The organism is Microvirga tunisiensis (genome assembly GCF_009296175.1).
In the GTDB taxonomy this organism is placed as follows: domain Bacteria; phylum Pseudomonadota; class Alphaproteobacteria; order Rhizobiales; family Beijerinckiaceae; genus Microvirga; species Microvirga tunisiensis.
Genome location: NZ_VOSK01000002.1, coordinates 54,478 through 72,889, shown reverse-complemented (window position 1 = coordinate 72,889; position 18,412 = coordinate 54,478). Strand labels below are relative to the sequence as shown.

Genomic DNA, 18,412 nt, shown 5'->3' with positions numbered 1-18,412 from the left:
GGTGCGCCGTGCCTGTCGGACCGACGCATGAATTTGGGAAAGGCCGATGGAGCTCGGCCTTTCTCCGCGCCTTCTTCAGGCAGCCCTCGCCGTCGCGAGGAACTGGTCGATGTCCTGTCGCAAGCGCTGAAGCTGTTGATCCAGGGTGTGCTTGGCGCTCGAGACGTGCTGCGCAGCTGCGGCCGCGGAGGCTGTCGATCCGGTCAGAGCCTCGATGCTCCGGACAACCGCGTGGGTATGATCGGTAGTCTGGTTGACGTTCACGGCGATTTCCGATGTCACCGCAGCCTGTTCCTCGACGGCAGCCGCAATCGCCGTGGCAATACCACTCAGCTCCTTCATGATCTGGCCTATATTGTCGATATCGGACACGCTGCGCTGCGTAGCTTCCTGGATCGCGCCGATGCGTGAGCCGATCTCGGTTGTCGCCTTGGCGGTTTGGTTGGCGAGGGTTTTGACCTCTTGCGCCACAACGGCAAAGCCCTTGCCCATCTCCAGCACGGGCCGCCTCGATCGTGGCATTCAGTGCGAGCAGATTGGTTTGAGCCGCAATTCGATCGATCAGATCGACCACATCTCCGATCTGTTTGGCCTGCTCGGCCAATCCGTTGACGGAATCCTTCGTGCGTTGAGAGTTCTCCAGGGCATGTCGCGCGACATCCGCCGAGCGACTGGCCTGCTGCCCGATCTCACGAACGGACGATGCCAGCTGCTCCGTCGCGGCTGCTCCCGATTGCATGTTCGAAGCCGTCAGCTCGGCCGCCGTCGTGACCTGAATGGCAAGGTTACTGGCGCTTCCGGTTGCCTCATCGAGGGCCGTCGCACTTTCCGACAGAGCGCCGCTCGCCTGCCCCGAGATCTGCAGGCTCTCCCGCACCGCGTCGGAGAAAGAAGCGACAGCCTGCGACAGGACTTCACCTTTCTTCTGGCGATCCTGGACGAAGGCTTCCTGATACACGGAAATCGCAAAGTCCATGTCCAGCATGACTGCCTGATTCACCACCGTCAGCTTGCGGGCGAACGATGCCCTACCGAAGCGATGTTTCTTCGAGAGGACATGAACCAATTCATTGAGGATGAAGGCATAGCCGCCGATGTACCAGCGAGGCTCCAGTCCGATCTTGTTATGAATGAGACCGATGCGGCGGATACCTTCCACATAGGCTGCATCGAAGCTGCCACTGAAAAGCCTGCCCCAGTGCGCCATCTGAGCCGAAACGAGCCGGGATTGTTGCGTTCCGATCAGGTTTGGACAGCTGCGGCTGCCGATGCATATGCGTGTAGAAGCGCTCGAGGATCCTCGGCAGCTCAGGGGATATATCTTTCCATACCGACTGAAGGTCTTGGCAAACCCCGCTATCGATGCCCATGAATTTGAGCCGTTCAGCAAGTAATGAATCGTTTTGCAAAGTTCTACCCTGAACTGGTAACGGACGAGTCCTCTAGGTCGTCAGTCTTGGCCGAGGCTTGCCGAGCCGCCCCGGCCCAGCCGTTGGACGAGCGACCTGCGTCAGATTGTGCCAATCTTGGCTGCAACCAGGCCGCCGGTTGCGCGTTAATCTAAGCAGTTTTGCGGGGCTTTTCGATGCTTGATAACATTGCGAACCGCTCGGATTTTGTCCAACCGGGCTCTATGGCACTGTCGGCGCGTCATAACGTGCCGCCGCTCCCCCACTCGGTACAGGAACATCTCGGGAAGATGCTGAGAGCCGATTATTATGAACGAGCGGAGAAGCCGCGTTATCTCGGCGATCCCGCCCTTCCGCTCGAGTTCGACCCCTATCTCTACCGCCTCGAGCAGAAAGAGCGGGCTCTCAGGATCATGCGGGTCCGGGAACAGGGTACGCAGGCTGTTGCCGACGCACTCTCAGGTCTCAATCCTTAAAGCGAATCCGGGCGAAAGCGAGCCTGTTCTTCTTCTGACGTGCACCGGACGACGGGGTGCGGATTCAGCTCGCGTTCAATGTCCATGGTCGAGAAAGGCTGAGCCTCGGGGAATTGCAGTCTCTCTTCCGAGGCTTTCTCGGAACTCCTCTCGGCGATGGATACTTCAAAGAGCATGAGACACGAAAGCGGAAGAGCCGTTCTGAGGCAGGCGTTCAGACGTCTGGAGCATGAGGTGCCGGGCAAGGTCGCTCGCATCCTTCGCAGCCTCCGCCATCCAGATTCGCGATGGGTCAGGATTCCGGCGGGAATCCTGCTCATCTTTGGTGGGATCTTCTCGATCCTCCCGTTCTTGGGATTATGGATGCTTCCCCTGGGCCTTCTGTTGATTGCCTATGACGTACCTATATTGCAGAAGCCCGTCGGACGCTTCACGCTTTGGGCAGTTCATAAATGGGCTTCCTTCAGGCAGCGTTACTTTCCGGAACGGCCCCAGGGCTGAAATCCTTCTCTACAGTCGATTGCCTCTATGGCTCCACGGAGCACCGGTCACGTTGGAACGACGCCGCCAAGTTCATCTTCGATGTAGATGGATATGATATCGTCGAAGTTGGACTCGGCACGGAAGCCCAAACTTTCAGCGCGACTGGCATCAAAGCGGCGGGGCCATCCCTCGACGAACCGTATGATGTTCGGATCGAGTTCATGACGGATTAAGCCGACGGCCCGCTCGCCGGCAATGCGCCGAAGCGCTTCGATCTGCTCACCCACGGTTACCGACACACTCGGCATCGTCAGGGTGCGTCTCGGACCGATCTTGGATGGATCGATGGTCGCCGCATGGATAAGGAAATTGACGGCGGATCTCGGCGAAGCATGGGCATGACGAACATCCATCGAGACCGGCAAGACGGCCTCCTGGCCGTTTAACGGTTCACGGATGATGCTCGAGAAAAAGCCCGAAGCCGCCTTATTGGGCTTTCCAGGCCGTACGCAGATGGTGGGCAGCCGGATCCCTACGCCATCGAAGAATCCGCGTCGCGTGTAATCGGCCAGAAGCAGCTCACCCATCGCCTTCTGCGTGCCATAGCTCGTAAGCGGCGTCAGAAAGAATTCATCCCCGATCGCCTCCGGGAACGGAGCGCCAAAAACGGCGATGGAGGACGTGAAGACAAGTCGTGGCTTGTATCCATCCCCGATGGTGCGGACGGCATCGAACAGAAACCGGGTACCGTCGAGATTGATCCGGTAGCCCTTGTCGAAATCGGCCTCGGCCTCGCCGGAAACGATGGCGGCAAGGTGGAAGATGACATCGGGACGACTTGCAACGAGCTTCTCCGCCTCTCCCGGAACGGAGAAATCGGAGGTCAGCGTATCGATGGCAAAGGATGCCTGAGGGCGCTCGGGCTCGACCACGTCATGCAGAACGAGACGCGTGATCGCGTCTCCCCCCAATCGACCTTCCTTCACCAAGCGTTCCGTAAGCTTGCGGCCGACCATCCCGGCCGCCCCGAGAATGAGGATCTGCATCGATCAACAATCTTTTCAAATCGTACCTGGCGGCCTCGAGGGACTTCCAGGTTGGAAAAAAATGGGTGGCTACGCCGTTCGAGGTTAACTTCCTCGAACGGCGTAGTTCGGGTCAGGGTAACAGGCTTACTTTTGCCGAACCTTCTCCAGCTCTGCCTGCATCAACTTCACCGTCTCAGGACCAATGGTTGCGGCATGCTTCTCCCAGACCGATTTCGCCTGCTCGCGCATGCGATCGGCCTCCTGGGCATTCAGCTCGTTGACCACAGTTCCTTCGCCTTTGATCTTGTTGAGAGACGCCTGCGACAGCTCGCGCGATACCTTGCGCTGCTCGTCGCGAGCCACGACGGCGCAATCCCGCAGAGCTGCCTGTTCATCCTTCGACAGCCCGTCCCACAGCTTCTTGGAGTAGAGAACGAGGAACGGCGTATAGGCGTGGCGGGTCACGGAAAGGTACTTTTGCACCTCGTAGAACTTTGAGGTGTCGATGGTCACGAACGGATTTTCCTGGCCGTCGATAGCCTTGGTTTCCAGAGCCGTGAAGACCTCGCCGAACGCCATCGGCACGGCGTTGGCGCCCATGTTCTTGAACGTGTCGAGGAACACGTTGTTCTGCATGACACGAACCTTCAGGCCCTTGAAGTCCTCCCATTTCTCCACCGGACGGCGAGAGTTGGTGAGATTACGGAAGCCGTTCTCCCAATAGGCGAGGTTGACGAGCCCAACCGTTTCGAGCTTCGTGTCGATATGCTTGCCAAAGCTGCCGTCGAGAACAGTGTCGGCTTCCTTCTCGTTGGCGAAAAGGAACGGCAGATCGAAAACGCCAAGTTCCGGCAGAATGCCGATGAGGGGCGAACTCGATGTGACGACTATTTCCTGGGTGCCGGAGCGAAGCGCCTGCGTGGCCTGGAGGTCTCCACCCAAGGCATTGCCCCAGAAGCCCTGAACCTTCAGCTTGCCGCCGGACTTATCCGTCAGGCAGGCCCGGAATTTCTCGACACCCTTGCCATTGGGGTGATCCTCGTTCACGCCATTGGAAATGCGGATATTGCGCTCCGTGAACTGGGCGGAGGCCGGAACGGCCGCCATGACCGTTGCCGCCACACCGGCAGCAAGAGCGAATTTGAATGCTTTCATGATTGTTTCCTCTCTCTTTTGACTTGTCAGCCGGCTCACCGACCCCGCAACCAGGCAAAGGGAACCATCACCAGGTCGGGGAAAACGATGAGTAGGATGAGTACGATAAGCTGGGCGATCAGGAACGGATTCACCCCGCGGATGACGGCTCCCATGGGCACACGGGCGACCCCGCTCACAACATTGAGCACAATTCCGACCGGAGGCGTGATCAGGCCGATGGCATTGTTGATGATGAACAGCACGCCGAAATAAACCGGATCGATCCCTGCCTGTTTGACGATCGGCATGAGGACTGGCGTCAGGATCAGAACAGTCGGGGAGAAATCCAAGGCAGTTCCGACGATGACGACCAGGAACATCAGGGCAAACATGAGCAAGGTTTTGTTGCCCAGCAGGGGCTGGATGAGCCCGCTGATTTCTCCCGGTATATTCGCCTGGGTGATGAGCCAGGCGGAAACGAGTGCAGCCGCGACGAGAAACATCACCACGGCGGTCGTCTTCGCGGCCGTGAGGAAGACGCCGTACAACATCGACGGCTTCAGCTCGCGATAGACGAACATGCCGATGATGAGCGCATAGACGGCGGCCAGAACGGCCGCCTCGGTGGGGGTCACGATGCCCCATTTGATTCCGCCCAGGATCATCACGGGCATGAGAAGGGCGTAGAAACCATCGACGAAGGCCTTGCCGCGCTCGCGCATGGTGGCACGGGGCGCCGTCTTCATCTTGTCTCTTCGGCTGACGATAGCCCAGGCGACAACGAGCGATAGACCCATCATTATTCCAGGGGCAACGCCCGCTAGGAAGAGCTGGGAAATCGAAACGTTGGCTGCAACGCCAAAGACGATGAAGCCGATCGAAGGCGGGATCACCGGAGCGATGATGCCGCCAGCCGCGATGAGACCCGCCGCCCGTGGAATATCGTATCCCGCATTCCGCATCATGGGGATCAGAATAGCCGCGAGAGCCGCCGTATCCGCAGCTGCAGAACCGGACAAGGCAGCGAGAATGAGTGCGGCCACAATCGCAACATAACCGAGGCCGCCATGAATGTGCCCGAGACAGGCCAAAGCGAAATTGACGATCCGCTTCGACAGGCCGCCAACGTTCATCAACTCGCCGGCCAGCAGAAAGAATGGGACGGCCAGAAGCTGAAAGTTGTCGGCGCCGATGATCATGTTCTGAGCCACGATCTGGCTGTCGAAATTGCCGAGCCAGAGCATGAGCGCGAGAGCGCAGACGATCAGCGCAAAGGCAATCGGCATGCCGAGTGCCATGGCTCCGAGAAGCGAGGTGAGGAAGACGACAATTGTCACTCGAGTCGCTCCCTCAGGGCATGGGCTTCATCGCCGCTATAGTCGCCGGCAAAGGCCTTTAATTCATGTTCGCTCACCCGCCCGGTGACGACACGTAGAATCCGCAGGACTGCCATCAACCCTAGACCGATGCTTGTGAAGAAACCGACCCCGTAGATCCAGAGCATCGAGATCTCGGTAATAGGCGCGTAATTCGTGGCGTTGATCTCGGCCTGCTGCCATGTTCCCCAGAAGAAGACGGCGCAGCAGCCGATGATGAAAAGGTCGGACAGGACCATGCAAACCTTGCGGCCGTTGTCACCCAGCCGGGCGACCAGAGTTTCAACACCCAGATGGGCGTTCTCGCGTCCCACTACCACGGCACCGATGAAGGTCAGCCATACGAAGAGGAAGCGGGAGAGCTCCTCCGAAACGTCGATCCCAGTATCGAAAAGGTAGCGCAAGACGACATTGCCGAAGACCATGACGACCATGGCCGCCAGTAGAAGAACCAACAGGCCTTCCAAGCCTTTGAAGAAGAAGGAAATTATCCTGCTCACGCTCTCTCCCTGCCTTTGGCGCCCTGCTCGACGCTCATTGATTCTGTTCGCCTCCGAGGACTCTTCAAGTCCTCAGAAGGCCAAACATGTTACCCGATCTAAGGCTCAGTCCCATAACGTGTCAATTCAGCGGATAGAACGGTTCCGAAGGCAAACTGCTATGCATGACGGCGAGCGTCGCCCATCCGTGGTTTCGTTCTCTTGTTTTTCGCCTGGAACAGGATCAATGCTGGTTTTAAGAAGACTATCATCGGATTTTTCGGGAGTGAACGAGCGCAGCCTCTCGATTGCATCTTTGTTACAAATTAGACTTATGAATACCTGCGTGTGCAGAGCATTTCCGTGGATATCGTCAAGACGGCAGCTTCGACGATATCTGGGAGATGAATTGCTCCTTCCGCCTCTGCCGACAATGACAAGAGCGTAGCCACAACGAGGATCCCATGAAGATCACAGGCGTCGAGACCGTCCGTCTCCAGGAATTCGCAAACATCGTCTGGGTCCGCCTCCACACCGACGAAGGTCTCATTGGCCTTGGCGAAACCTTCATGGGCGCAGCAGCCGTCGAGGCATATGTTCACGAGACGGTCGCGGCCAAGTTGATCGGCCGCGATCCTCTTCAAATCGAAGGTATCAACCGCGATCTCCAGAACTATCTGGGCTGGCGTTCCGCAGGCGTCGAGACGCGCGGAAACTCCGCCACCGACATCGCCTTGTGGGATCTCTTCGGCAAAGCTCACGGCAAACCCGTCTGCGACATGCTGGGAGGCCGCTCGCGGGACAAGATCCGGGTTTACAATACCTGCGCGGGCTACCGGTACATTCGCGACAACCGCGCCCAGAAAGTCGCCAACTGGGGCATCGGTGATGCCGACGGAGCGTATGAAGATCTGGAGGCGTTCCTGCACCACGCCGACGATCTCGCTCATTCCCTCCTGGAACAGGGCATCACCGGCATGAAGATCTGGCCCTTCGATGTCGCAGCCGAGCGCAGCCATGGATACGACATTTCGCCTGACGAACTCCGAACCGCGCTCGAGCCCTTTGAAAAGATCCGCAAGGCCGTGGGTGACCAGATGGACATCATGGTCGAGTTCCACTCCTTGTGGAGCCTGCCAATGGCCAAGAAGCTTGCCTCGGCGCTGACCGAGTTCGAGACCTATTGGCACGAAGACCCCTTCCGCCTCGACAATATCGGCGACCTCAAAGAATACGCGCAGCACTCAAAGGCCTGGGTCTGTGCCTCGGAAACGCTGTCCTACACCCACGCCTTCCGGGAATATCTCGAAACCGGCGTTGCAGGTGTGGCCATGCTCGACCTGTCCTGGTGCGGCGGACTGACGGAGGCGCGCAAGATCGCCGCGCTGGCGGAAGCTTGGCATGTTCCGGTTGCGCCCCACGACTGCACGGGCCCCGTGGTCTACGCCGCGTCCTGCCACTTCTCCCTGCATGCACGGAACGCTTTGATACAGGAGAGCGTCCGGGCGTTTTACACCGGCTGGTATACCGAACTCGTGACGGAGTTGCCGACGGTCACAAGAGGAGAGGTCACGGTGAACATGAAGCCGGGCCTTGGACTTGAGTTGCTGCCGGAACTCTGGAAGCGCCCGGACGCGATTGTACGGCTGACCAAGGAGCCCTAGCAAACTGGGAACCACGGACGGCTACCTCTTTCGACCGGGACCATTTTAGAGCTTGAGTTAGAACACGATGAGCAATGTGATTGATGCCCTTGTTGCAGCCTTGGGATCGAAGATCCGCACCGGCGCCGACATTCCCTCCCGCAATCATACCGATGCCAGCGGCCTCCAACCCGCAATTCCCCAGGCCCTCATCCTTCCTCAGACTACGGAGGATGTCTCAACGGCCTTGAGGCTCTGCCATCAGCATCGCCAAGCCGTCGTGACGCAAGGTGGCCTGACTGGACTTGCCGGCGGTGCTCACCCGCAAACGGGAGAAATCGCACTCTCCCTGGAACGGATGAACGGAGTCGAAGAGATCGATACTGCGAGCGCAACCCTCACGGCCCTCGCCGGAACACCGCTCGCGGTCGTGCAGCAGGCAGCGGACGAAGCGGGCTTCCTGTGTGGGATCGACCTCGGAGCGCGCGGAACCTGCACGATCGGCGGCAACATCGCGACCAATGCCGGCGGCAACCAAGTGGTGCGTTATGGCATGGCCCGGCGCAACACTCTTGGCCTCGAAGTCGTTCTTGCGGACGGCACCGTGGTTCGCTCGCTCAACAAGATGCTGAAGAACAACGCCGGGTACGATTGGACGCAGCTCTTCATCGGCAGCGAGGGAACGCTCGGCGTCATCACACGGGCAGTGATCGGTTTGCACTCCAAACCGCAGGGCCTCCAGACGGCTCTCTGCGCCGTCAGCAGCTTTGAGGATGCACTTGTTGTCCTGCGCCGATTCCAGCAGGCTCATCCAGGGCGTCTGCTGGTCTTCGAGGCCATGTGGCGGGAATTCATGACGGTCGCGACGAAGATCTGCGGCCTTGCACCTGCATTCGAGGCCGAGCACGACGTGACGCTCCTGATCGAGGCCGATATGGGGGCGGATCCGGCAGGAACTGAAGCCTTCTCTCTCCTCCTCAGTGAGTTCTACGAGCAGGATCTCATCAAGGATGCCGTGGTCGCTCAGTCCAGAGCCGACAGGAACCGGTTCTGGGCCTATCGGGAAACACCCTACGAGTACGGCCGCTTCCTGCCGGAAGAAATCCGCTTCGATGTGAGCGTACCCCTGAATCGCATGACGGAAGCGGTCGCTCATCTGCGTCAGGAAATGCCGAAGCAATGGCCGGATGCCGTTTATGTCGTCTTCGGGCATGTGGCAGACAGCAACATCCACATCAACGTGGCGATCCGCGACATGAACGATGGCATCAAGAAGGGCGTCCAGGGGCTCGTCTACGATCTCGTCGCGAGGCTCGGCGGATCCATATCCGCGGAGCACGGGATCGGACGCATCAAGCGCCCCTATCTTTCCTTGAGCCGCACAGAGCCTGAGCTCGTCCTGATGAGGAAGATGAAGCAGACGCTTGATCCTGAAGGCATCCTCAATCCGGGCCGCATTCTCTAAGATTGTATTCGCTCATTCGGGAGCTGAGAATGAACGTGAAAATGTCGGGTCTCTTCGATCTTTCCGGGCGCATCGCCCTTGTGACAGGATCGAGCGCAGGCATCGGCTCTGCTCTTGCATTTGGTCTCGGACGAGCCGGAGCGCGCGTGGTTCTGAACGGCCGCCAGCAGGACAAGGTCGCCATTGCGGCACAAAAGCTTCGAGATGACGGCTCGTTGGTATTCGAGATGCCTTTCGATGTGACGGACAGCACCGCCGTCAAGGCTGCAGTCGAACAGATCGAACGCAATATTGGTCCGATTGATATTCTGATCAACAATGCGGGAATGCAGCGCCGGGGCCCGCTCGAGGATTATCCGGAGGAAACCTGGCACGAGCTGATGACGACGAATATTGATAGCGTCTTCTATATGAGCCAAGCTGTTGCCAGAAAAATGATCCCGCGCGCCCGGGGAAAGATCATCAACATCTGCTCGGTTCAAAGTGAACTCGGCCGCCCTTCGATCGCGCCTTATACGGCAACGAAGGGAGCCGTGAAGATGCTGACGAAAGGCATGGCGATCGATTGGGGCAAGTACGGTCTTCAGGTCAACGGCATCGGGCCAGGCTATTTCAAGACGGAACTCAATCAAGCCCTGATCGATGACAAAGCCTTCTCCGACTGGCTCATTGCCCGTACCCCTTCCCGTCGCTGGGGCGAACTGGAAGATCTTATCGGCACTGCGGTCTTTCTCGCCTCGGATGCCTCCAACTTCGTCAACGGGCAGATCATCTATGTTGATGGAGGCGTGACGGCCTCACTCTGAATCCGCCTCGAAACCCATCCTTAATGTTTGACGTCATAAATCGTCATTCTCGGTTGCCATATCCGGCCAGGGCGGTTAGCAACTGCACCTGTGATTTGCCAGAAAAGCTACTTGGGAGGTGCTTCATGCCCCACGGAGCATACTGCGTTGCATTCAAGCATAATCGTTGGACGGTTTCTCAATTTGGTAGAGATCTCGGATCGTTCTATTTTCGTGCAATGGCTTTGAAATTTGCCGTTGAATCAGCCTGCTGGTCCGCCATGCCGAACAAACCGACTGTTTTTGTTCTAGACCGGACTGGCGATTTCTATACCGCCTGGTGTGATGGCAGGGACAGCCTCAGCGCCGAGTTGTGAAACGCTTGTCTCAACAGCTGCAATGAGAGAACGGGATCTGGAAGATCCGATCTAGAACCGGCAGCGACCAAGACCAGGACTCGCGTCGCTCAAAACTCAACGTTCATTTCCTGTGCAACGCTGCAGCAGAGTCATGCAACGGCAGCGGCTTGATGGATCGTCGCGGTTTTGAATTCGACAGTTTGCGGGGACCTCATCAGTGATTGAATCTTTTCTGCAAGGTCGGTTGCCCGATAGGGCTTGTAGAGAAGATTGAGATCCTCGAGCTTGTCTTCCCCGTCAAAATAGCCTGTCGTCAGAAGCACCTGGATGTCCGGCTGCTCTCGCTGAATGAGACGGGCCAAGTCTATGCCGCTGAGTTCTCCCGGCATCCTGACATCGGAAAGAACGAGTTTGATATCTTTCTTCATCTTCAGGAGGCGAGCGGCTTCATCACCAGTCTCAGCCTCCATCACCTTGAAGCCGAGAGAATGAAGGGTCGAGAGCGCCACTTGGCGTACAGCCGGATTGTCTTCAACCACAAGCACCATACGCCCCTCACCGAAAGGGTGGGCAACCGCCGACCGGTCATCCGGCGCACTTTCTGCAGCCTCATGAGAGCGAGGAAGGAAGATGCGGATCGTCGTGCCTGCATTGGGCGCGCTCTCAACTTCCACATGGCCATGGCACTGCTGGACGAAGCCGTACACCATGCTCAGGCCCAAGCCGGTGCCTTTTCCGCTTTCCTTGGTGGTGAAGAACGGCTCGAAGACCTTCTCCAACACCTCAGGCGGCATGCCGATTCCCGTATCGCTCACGGAGATCACGACGAACTCACCGCCGGGCGCGGATCTCCCCTCCTCCACCGCTTGGTTCTCGACACTGATTGTCAGATCGCCGCCATCGGGCATTGCATCACGGGCATTGACCGCAAGATTTAGGAGGGCCGCCTCGAACTGAGCCCGGTCGACCTGGATCGGCCATATACCGTCGCCAGAACGGAAGTCCGCGTTGATATGCTCTCCAAGCGTCCTACGCATCAGCTCCAGAAGGCTCGGCATCAGGCTCGTGACATCGATCGTTGAGACCTGCAGGGCTTGGCGCCGTGAGAAGGTCAGAAGCCGATAGGTGAGATCGGCGCAATGCTGAGCACTCTCCAAGGCCATGCGCACCCGTCGCTCGGCCTTCTCATTGCCCTGAATGGATTTCTTCAAGAGATCGAGATTGCCGATCACGACACTCAGCATGTTATTGAAATCATGCGCGATCCCACCCGTGAGGCGGCCAACCGCCTCAAGCTTGCTGGCGTGGAGCAGATTTTGCTCCATTTGCTTGCTCTCGGTAATATCAAACCACATCCCGAAGAATTCGCGCGGATGACCGCCCTCATCCTTCATCATGACCGTCTGATCGAGAAAATGCCTTTCGACACCGTCGGCGCAACGCCAGCGATACTCGAGATTGACGGAACCCTCTTCCTCCAATCGCTTCAATTGGGCCAGGACGCGCTCCCGGTCATCCGGATTGATCCGAGAGGACCAGAAATCAGAGCGCTCAAGGAAAGCCTCCGGCCGAAACCCCGTAATGCGCTCGATACTCTCGTTGGTGAAATGGAGCTGTCGATGATCCTCCTCAACGGAGGCTGTATTAAGCGCAATCGGAAGCGATTGCAGAACGATCGACTGATGTTCCTCGCGGCGCCGCAGGGCCTGCTCCGCCTTCAATTTCTCGCCGCGGACGTGAAGGTTGTCCATCAGCAGGCGGCGCTCCTGCTCTGCCTGCCGGCGGATCTCCTCCGTCTTTCGGTAAAGATCGACGAAGATATCGACCTTGGATCTGAGGATCAAGGGCTCGATGGGTTTGAAGACGTAGTCGACAGCGCCCGCCGAGTATCCCTTGAAGACGTGCATATCGTCCTTGTTGAAAGCCGTCAGAAACAGAATCGGCACGCGTGATGAACGCGGCCGATTCCTGATCAGACTGGCAACTTCATATCCGTCGAGCCGCGGCATCTGCACGTCGAGAAGAATGACAGCGAAGTCATCCTTCAGAACGTGGCGCAGAGCCCCCTCGCCGGAATCCGCAGTCACGATTTCCACACCAGGAGACCGGAGTACCTCCTCGACGGCAATAAGATTTCTCGGGTCGTCATCGACCACCAAAATCTTGGCTGGGATCGGATCCGACTGCGGACGGGCCGAAACCAGATGAAAATCATCCAGGTTCGGGCCCGACTCCCCTCGCCTTACGTCGTCCGTCATGAGTTCAACCCGGTCTCTGCCGCACCATTGGGAGCAATTCTCCCGTCTGGGATATATGTGCTCCGACTAAGTTGAACGCGCAAGACAGCCAGAAGTTGATCCACATCGACAGGTTTCGACACGTAGTCGGTCGCACCTGCTTCGAGGCACTTCTCCCGATCGCCCTTCATGGCCTTTGCAGTCACCGCGACCAGAGGAAGGTCATGATAACGCGGGATGTTCCGGATTTCCCGCATGGTCTCATAGCCGTCCATCCCCGGCATCATGATGTCGACCAAGGCCACATCGACATCCGGGTTGGCCTGGAGCTTCTCGATGCCTTCCAACCCGTTTTCGGCGAAGACGACCGAAATTCCGTGCTGCTCGAGCGCGCTCGTCAGCGAAAAGATGTTGCGCATGTCGTCGTCGACGATCAGCACCTTCCGGCCATCGAGTGAGCCGTCGGCCCGCCTTTCGACAATGATGTGCTTCTCTTCGGGAATGGCGCTGATCGCCCGGTGCAGGAACAGAGCCGTGTCGTTGAGAAGGCGCTCGGACGAGCCCTCACCTTTGACGATGAGCGTTGCAGCGATGCCCTGCAGTCGACGCTCCTCGGACTTCGCCAAGTCCTGTCCGGTATAGATGACGATCGGCAGCTCCTCACCGCCCTTCGTCTTGCGGATGCGCTCGATGAGTTCGGCTCCCGGAAGATCCGGCAGGCCCAGGTCGACAATGGCGCAGTCGAAGTGCCGTGCCTGGATGACCTCAAGCGCACTCTCGGCCGTTCCCACCGCCGTCACGTCAACCTGTTCGCTTTTCATGAGTTCGGACAGGCTCATGCGTTGATTGTCGTCATCCTCGACGAGAAGCAGCTTCTTCACGGGTCGGTCGATGAACTCCTTCGTGCGATTGAGCGCTCCCATGAGAGCCTCTCGGTCAACGGGCTTCTCCAGGAAGCCGAAGGCACCTGCCCTGAGACCGCGCTTCTTCTGGTCATCGACCGAGATCACATGGATCGGCACATGGCGGGTTCGCGGATCGTGCTTCAACAAGTCCAGGAGCGCCCAGCCGTCCATATCGGGAAGCCCGATATCGAGAGTAATCGCATGTGGCTTGTAGCGATGCGCGAGGGCAAGCGCCGAAGCGCCGTCCATGGCGATCAGTCCCCTGAAGCCCTCCTCACGGGCGAGCTCCAGCAACACCGAGGCGAACATCGCATCGTCCTCGATGATGAGCACGACCCGATCTCCGGTGGTGATCGCATGCCGATCATCCAGGGAGGCCGAGAGAGCCATCGCGGCCGATGGCTGACGGATCATCGTTCCCGTCGAGTCGTCGGACGTGCCGTACTGCCCTGAGCCGTCGCCGTTTGACCGCACGGAGGATCCTGCTCCGGCAGCCCCGTGGCTTGCAGGCGGTTCGACAGGCACGAAGAGCGTGAAGGTCGAGCCGCTTCCCGGCGTGCTCGACACCACGATCTCACCGCCGAGCAGACGAGCGATTTCACGGCTGATCGACAGGCCGAGACCGGTCCCGCCATACTTCCGGCTCGTGGTGCCATCCGCCTGCTGGAAGGCCTCGAAGATGATGCGTTGTTTTTCCTCCGGAATGCCGATGCCGGTATCGGTCACCGACATGGCGATCCACTGGCTGCCGGCCCGCAGCGGCGTTCCCTCGGCCGAACCGATCTGAAGCGTCACGCCTCCGCGTTCCGTGAACTTGAAGGCATTCGAGAGCAGGTTGCGCAGCACCTGCTGCAACCGCTTCGAATCCGTCCTGATCGCCAGCGGCAGTTTCGGATCGACCTCCACGTGGAAGTCAAGCTTTCTTTCCTCTGCAATCTGGCGGAAGGTCCGGTCCATATTCTCGACGAGATCCTTGAAGCCGACGCTCGACACTTCCATGCTGACGGTGCCGGACTCGATCTTGGACAGGTCCAGAATATCGTTGATGAGAGAAAGCAGGTCCGAGCCCGCCGCATGGATGGTCTTGGCGAACTCCCTCTGCTTGTCGGTCAGATTGCCGTCGGAATTCTCGGTCAAGAGCTTCGACAGGATCAGGAGCGAGTTCAGCGGCGTCCTCAACTCGTGGCTCATATTGGCCAGGAACTGCGACTTGTAGCGCGATGTCAGCGAAAGCTGCTCGGCCTTCTCCTCCAGGGCCGTCTTTGCGACGGAGACTTCGTGGTTCTTCGCCTCGACTTCTCTCTTCTGGAGTTCGAGCAGCCGCGCCTTGTCCTCAAGCTCCTCGTTCGTCTTCTGAAGTGCTTCCTGCTGTTGCCGCAGGAGCTCTTCCGACTGACGCAGGGTTGCAGCCTGCTGCTCCAGCCGGTCGTTGGTGTTCCTCAGCTCTTCCTGCTGGCTCTGCAGCTCGGTGGTCAGAAGCTGGGACTGCTTCAGAAGGCCTTCTGTCCGCATGTTCGCGGCAATGGTGTTCAGAACGATACCGATCGATTCCGTGAGCTGCTCGAGGAAGGATTGGTGCGTCTCGGAGAACCGACTGAACGAGGCAAGTTCGATCACCGCCTTTACCTCCTGCTCGAACAGGACCGGAAGCACGATGATGTTGAGTGGCGGGGCCTCTCCGAGAGCCGAACTGATGGTGATGTAGTCACCCGGCACGTTGGTGAGGAGAATCCGCTTTCTCTCGTAGGCGACCTGGCCAACAAGTCCTTCGCGGAGGCGGAAGCGGTTGTTGAGATGCTTTCTCTCCGTAAAGGCATAGGAGGCGACCATCTCCAACATGGGCTCGCTGCCATCGCTCCCCACTGTATAGAAGACGCCCTGCTGGGCATTCACCAGCGGGGCGATCTCCGACAGGATCATGTTGGACACGGTGGTGAGATCGCGCTCGCCCTGCAGCATGCGGGTGAACTTGGCGAGGTTGGTCTTCAGCCAATCCTGCTCCGCATTCTTGAGCGTCGTATCGCGCAAGTTGCGGATCATCTCGTTGACGTTGTCCTTGAGCGACGCCAGCTCGCCCGAGGCTTCCACCGAAATCGACCGGGTCAGATCGCCCTTGGTCACGGCGGTGGCCACGTCGGCGATGGCTCGCACCTGGGTGGTCAGATTGGCGGCGAGCTGGTTCACGTTGTCCGTGAGATCGCGCCACAGGCCGGCCGCACCAGGCACCCTCGCCTGACCGCCGAGCTTGCCTTCCACACCCACTTCGCGGGCAACGTTCGTCACCTGATCGGCGAAGGTTGCGAGGGTATCGATCATCTCGTTGATGGTCTCGGCGAGTGCCGCGATTTCGCCCTTGGCATCCACGATCAGCTTGCGCTTGAGATCGCCCTCGGCGACCGCGGTCACGACGCTGGCGATGCCTCGCACCTGACCGGTGAGATTGTTCGCCATCATGTTGACGTTGTCGGTCAGGTCCTTCCAGGTACCGGCCACGCCGCGCACCTGCGCCTGTCCGCCGAGCTTGCCCTCGATGCCCACTTCGCGCGCCACGCGCGTCACTTCCGAGGCGAAGGAGTTGAGCTGGTCCACCATGGTGTTGATGGTCGATTTCAGCTCCAGGATCTCGCCACGCACATCGACGGTAATCTTCTTCGAGAGATCGCCGTTCGCGACCGCGGTCGTGACTTCGGCGATGTTACGGACCTGACCCGTCAGGTTGGCCGCCATCATGTTGACGTTGTCGGTGAGATCCTTCCAGACGCCGCCGACGCCGCGCACCTGCGCCTGTCCGCCGAGCTTGCCCTCGGTGCCCACCTCACGCGCCACGCGCGTCACCTCGCCTGCGAAGGAGTTCAGCTGGTCCACCATGGTGTTGATGGTTGATTTCAGCTCGAGGATCTCACCGCGCACTTCCACCGTGATCTTCTTGGACAGATCGCCATTGGCGACCGCTGTCGTGACCTCGGCGATGTTACGCACCTGGCCGGTCAGGTTGGCCGCCATGAGGTTCACATTGTCGGTCAGATCCTTCCAGGTTCCGGCGACGCCACGCACCTGGGCTTGACCACCGAGCTTGCCCTCGGAGCCCACTTCCTTCGCAACGCGCGTCACCTCAGAGGCGAAGGAGTTGAGCTGATCCACCATCGTGTTGATGGTGTTCTTGAGCTCAAGGATTTCGCCGCGCACCTCCACGGTGATCTTCTTGGAGAGATCGCCGTTGGCGACCGCTGTCGTCACGTCCGCAATGTTACGAACCTGCGCGGTGAGGTTCGAGCCCATCATGTTCACATTCTCAGTCAGGTCGCGCCAGACACCGCCGACTCCCTCGACCTGCGCCTGTCCGCCGAGCTTGCCCTCGGAGCCCACTTCCTTCGCAACGCGCGTCACCTCGGAGGCGAAGGAGTTGAGCTGATCCACCATCGTGTTGATGGTCGACTTGAGAGCCAGAATCTCGCCCTTCACATCGACGGTGATCTTCTTCGACAGATCGCCCCGGGCGACTGCCGTGGTGACTTCCGCAATGTTACGCACCTGACCGGTCAGGTTGGCCGCCATCATGTTGACGTTGTCGGTGAGGTCCTTCCAGACGCCGCCGACTCCCTCGACCTGCGCCTGTCCGCCGAGCTTGCCCTCGGAGCCCACTTCCTTCGCAACGCGCGTCACCTCAGAGGCGAAGGAGTTGAGCTGATCCACCATCGTGTTGATGGTATCCTTGAGCTCAAGGATTTCACCCTTCACATCGACAGTAATCTTCTTGGACAAGTCGCCGTTCGCAACCGCCGTCGTGACCTCCGCGATGTTACGGACCTGGCCGGTCAGATTGGCGGCCATCAGGTTCACGTTCTCGGTCAGGTCCTTCCAGGTTCCGGCAACGCCCTTGACCTTCGCCTGCCCACCGAGCTTGCCTTCGGAACCCACCTCGCGCGCCACGCGAGTCACCTCAGAGGCGAAGCTGCCGAGCTGCCCCACCATGGTGTTCACGACCTTGCCGATGCGCAGGAACTCGCCGCGCAGGGGCCGTCCGTCCGTCGCGAGGTCGATCGTCTGGCTCAGGTCGCCCTTCGCCACGGCGCCGATCACGCGGGCCACCTCGATGGTCGGCTGGACGATGTCGCCGATCATGGCGTTGACGGAGTCGACGCACTCGCTCCAGCATCCGGTCGCGCCTGCCAGCCGCCCGCGCTCCTCGATCCGCCCCTCTTTGCCGACGACCTTGGCGACGCGCTCCAGCTCCTGTGCGAGGCCGTGGTTGAGATCTGCAATATCGTTGAAAGCTTCGGCGATCTCGCCATCGATGCCTGTCAGATCGGACGGCAGACGGACGGAGAAGTCACCTTTTTTGAAGGCACGCAATGTCTTGAGAAGCAGCTTGGAATCAAGCTGCGAAGTGGCGGTTTCTACTTGTGACATAAGGCCCCCCGTTACGCTGTCCCAGGCTTACTCTACCTGGGTCCCCATGTGCCGACGTCCCAAAAGCTATTGTGTTCGTCTTCAGATGGAATTCGACCCCGTTTAACGCATTTCAAGGGTCAGAGTTCCGAGAGGGGGAGAATTTTGTGGCGGCTCGGTTAACGTAAACCGCAATATTATAACTAAACTGCGCGCCGCTTCGGAGTCGGTGGGTTTACCT

At 59.0% G+C, this 18,412-nt stretch carries 13 protein-coding genes and 1 pseudogene; 5 read left to right on the top strand and 9 right to left on the bottom strand.

Annotation, left to right across the window (positions count from 1 at the left end; genetic code table 11):
- Positions 1-75: 75 nt before the first annotated feature.
- The 3 genes and pseudogenes from FS320_RS49645 to FS320_RS49635 all read right to left on the bottom strand — a co-directional run bounded on the left by FS320_RS49645 (position 76) and on the right by FS320_RS49635 (position 1,370).
- Positions 76-492, bottom strand: a complete 417-nt coding sequence (locus FS320_RS49645) for a methyl-accepting chemotaxis protein (protein ID WP_274597140.1) — start codon at positions 490-492, stop codon at positions 76-78.
- A gap of 64 nt (positions 493-556) precedes the next feature.
- A pseudogene (locus tag FS320_RS49640) lies at positions 557-1,207 on the bottom strand (protoglobin domain-containing protein); the annotation flags it as partial.
- On the bottom strand, positions 1,125-1,370 hold the full coding sequence (locus FS320_RS49635) for a globin family protein (RefSeq protein ID WP_274597139.1): 246 nt from the start codon (positions 1,368-1,370) through the stop codon (positions 1,125-1,127). The gene FS320_RS49635 and the pseudogene FS320_RS49640, both read right to left, overlap by 83 nt.
- A 329-nt stretch (positions 1,371-1,699) precedes the next feature.
- Between FS320_RS49635 and FS320_RS01545 the strand changes: the two genes are divergently transcribed.
- Positions 1,700-1,885: a hypothetical protein gene (locus FS320_RS01545; protein WP_244626914.1), complete on the top strand. Its 186-nt coding sequence runs from the start codon at positions 1,700-1,702 to the stop codon at positions 1,883-1,885.
- 548 nt (positions 1,886-2,433) lie between these two features.
- On the opposite strand, the gene denD is transcribed toward FS320_RS01545, so the two are convergent.
- The 4 genes from denD to FS320_RS01520 form a co-directional block, all read right to left on the bottom strand.
- Positions 2,434-3,414: a D-erythronate dehydrogenase gene (gene denD / locus FS320_RS01535; RefSeq protein WP_152708844.1), complete on the bottom strand. Its 981-nt coding sequence runs from the start codon at positions 3,412-3,414 to the stop codon at positions 2,434-2,436.
- Positions 3,415-3,540: 126 nt separating this feature from the next.
- On the bottom strand, positions 3,541-4,551 hold the full coding sequence (locus FS320_RS01530; RefSeq protein ID WP_152708843.1) for a TRAP transporter substrate-binding protein: 1,011 nt from the start codon (positions 4,549-4,551) through the stop codon (positions 3,541-3,543).
- 35 nt (positions 4,552-4,586) lie between these two features.
- On the bottom strand, positions 4,587-5,870 hold the full coding sequence (locus FS320_RS01525; RefSeq protein WP_162002751.1) for a TRAP transporter large permease subunit: 1,284 nt from the start codon (positions 5,868-5,870) through the stop codon (positions 4,587-4,589).
- The gene (locus FS320_RS01520) at positions 5,867-6,409 is read right to left on the bottom strand and encodes a TRAP transporter small permease subunit (protein WP_162002750.1); all 543 of its coding nucleotides are present in this window, start codon (positions 6,407-6,409) and stop codon (positions 5,867-5,869) included. The genes FS320_RS01525 and FS320_RS01520 overlap by 4 nt, the downstream gene beginning before the upstream one ends.
- A 443-nt stretch (positions 6,410-6,852) precedes the next feature.
- Between FS320_RS01520 and FS320_RS01515 the strand changes: the two genes are divergently transcribed.
- The 4 genes from FS320_RS01515 to FS320_RS47160 all read left to right on the top strand — a co-directional run bounded on the left by FS320_RS01515 (position 6,853) and on the right by FS320_RS47160 (position 10,658).
- Positions 6,853-8,052 (top strand): mandelate racemase/muconate lactonizing enzyme family protein, encoded by a 1,200-nt coding sequence (locus FS320_RS01515; protein ID WP_152708842.1) that lies wholly within the window; start codon positions 6,853-6,855, stop codon positions 8,050-8,052.
- Between the two features lie 67 nt (positions 8,053-8,119).
- Positions 8,120-9,496, top strand: coding sequence for an FAD-binding oxidoreductase (locus FS320_RS01510; protein ID WP_152708841.1), 1,377 nt, complete (start codon positions 8,120-8,122; stop codon positions 9,494-9,496).
- A 29-nt stretch (positions 9,497-9,525) separates the two neighbouring features.
- Positions 9,526-10,302: an SDR family oxidoreductase gene (locus FS320_RS01505; RefSeq protein WP_152708840.1), complete on the top strand. Its 777-nt coding sequence runs from the start codon at positions 9,526-9,528 to the stop codon at positions 10,300-10,302.
- Positions 10,303-10,427: 125 nt separating this feature from the next.
- Entirely contained in the window at positions 10,428-10,658 is a 231-nt protein-coding gene (locus FS320_RS47160; RefSeq protein ID WP_152737856.1) for a hypothetical protein, read from the top strand.
- A gap of 131 nt (positions 10,659-10,789) precedes the next feature.
- Here FS320_RS47160 and FS320_RS01500 read toward each other — a convergent pair whose 3' ends face one another.
- Both FS320_RS01500 and FS320_RS01495 read right to left on the bottom strand, forming a co-directional pair.
- Complete coding sequence (locus FS320_RS01500) at positions 10,790-12,898, bottom strand: response regulator (RefSeq protein WP_152708839.1); 2,109 nt, start codon at positions 12,896-12,898, stop codon at positions 10,790-10,792.
- A complete protein-coding gene (locus FS320_RS01495) occupies positions 12,895-18,192 on the bottom strand; it encodes a HAMP domain-containing protein (RefSeq protein WP_152708838.1) in 5,298 nt (1,765 codons plus the stop codon). The genes FS320_RS01500 and FS320_RS01495 overlap by 4 nt, the downstream gene beginning before the upstream one ends.
- Positions 18,193-18,412: the final 220 nt, after the last annotated feature.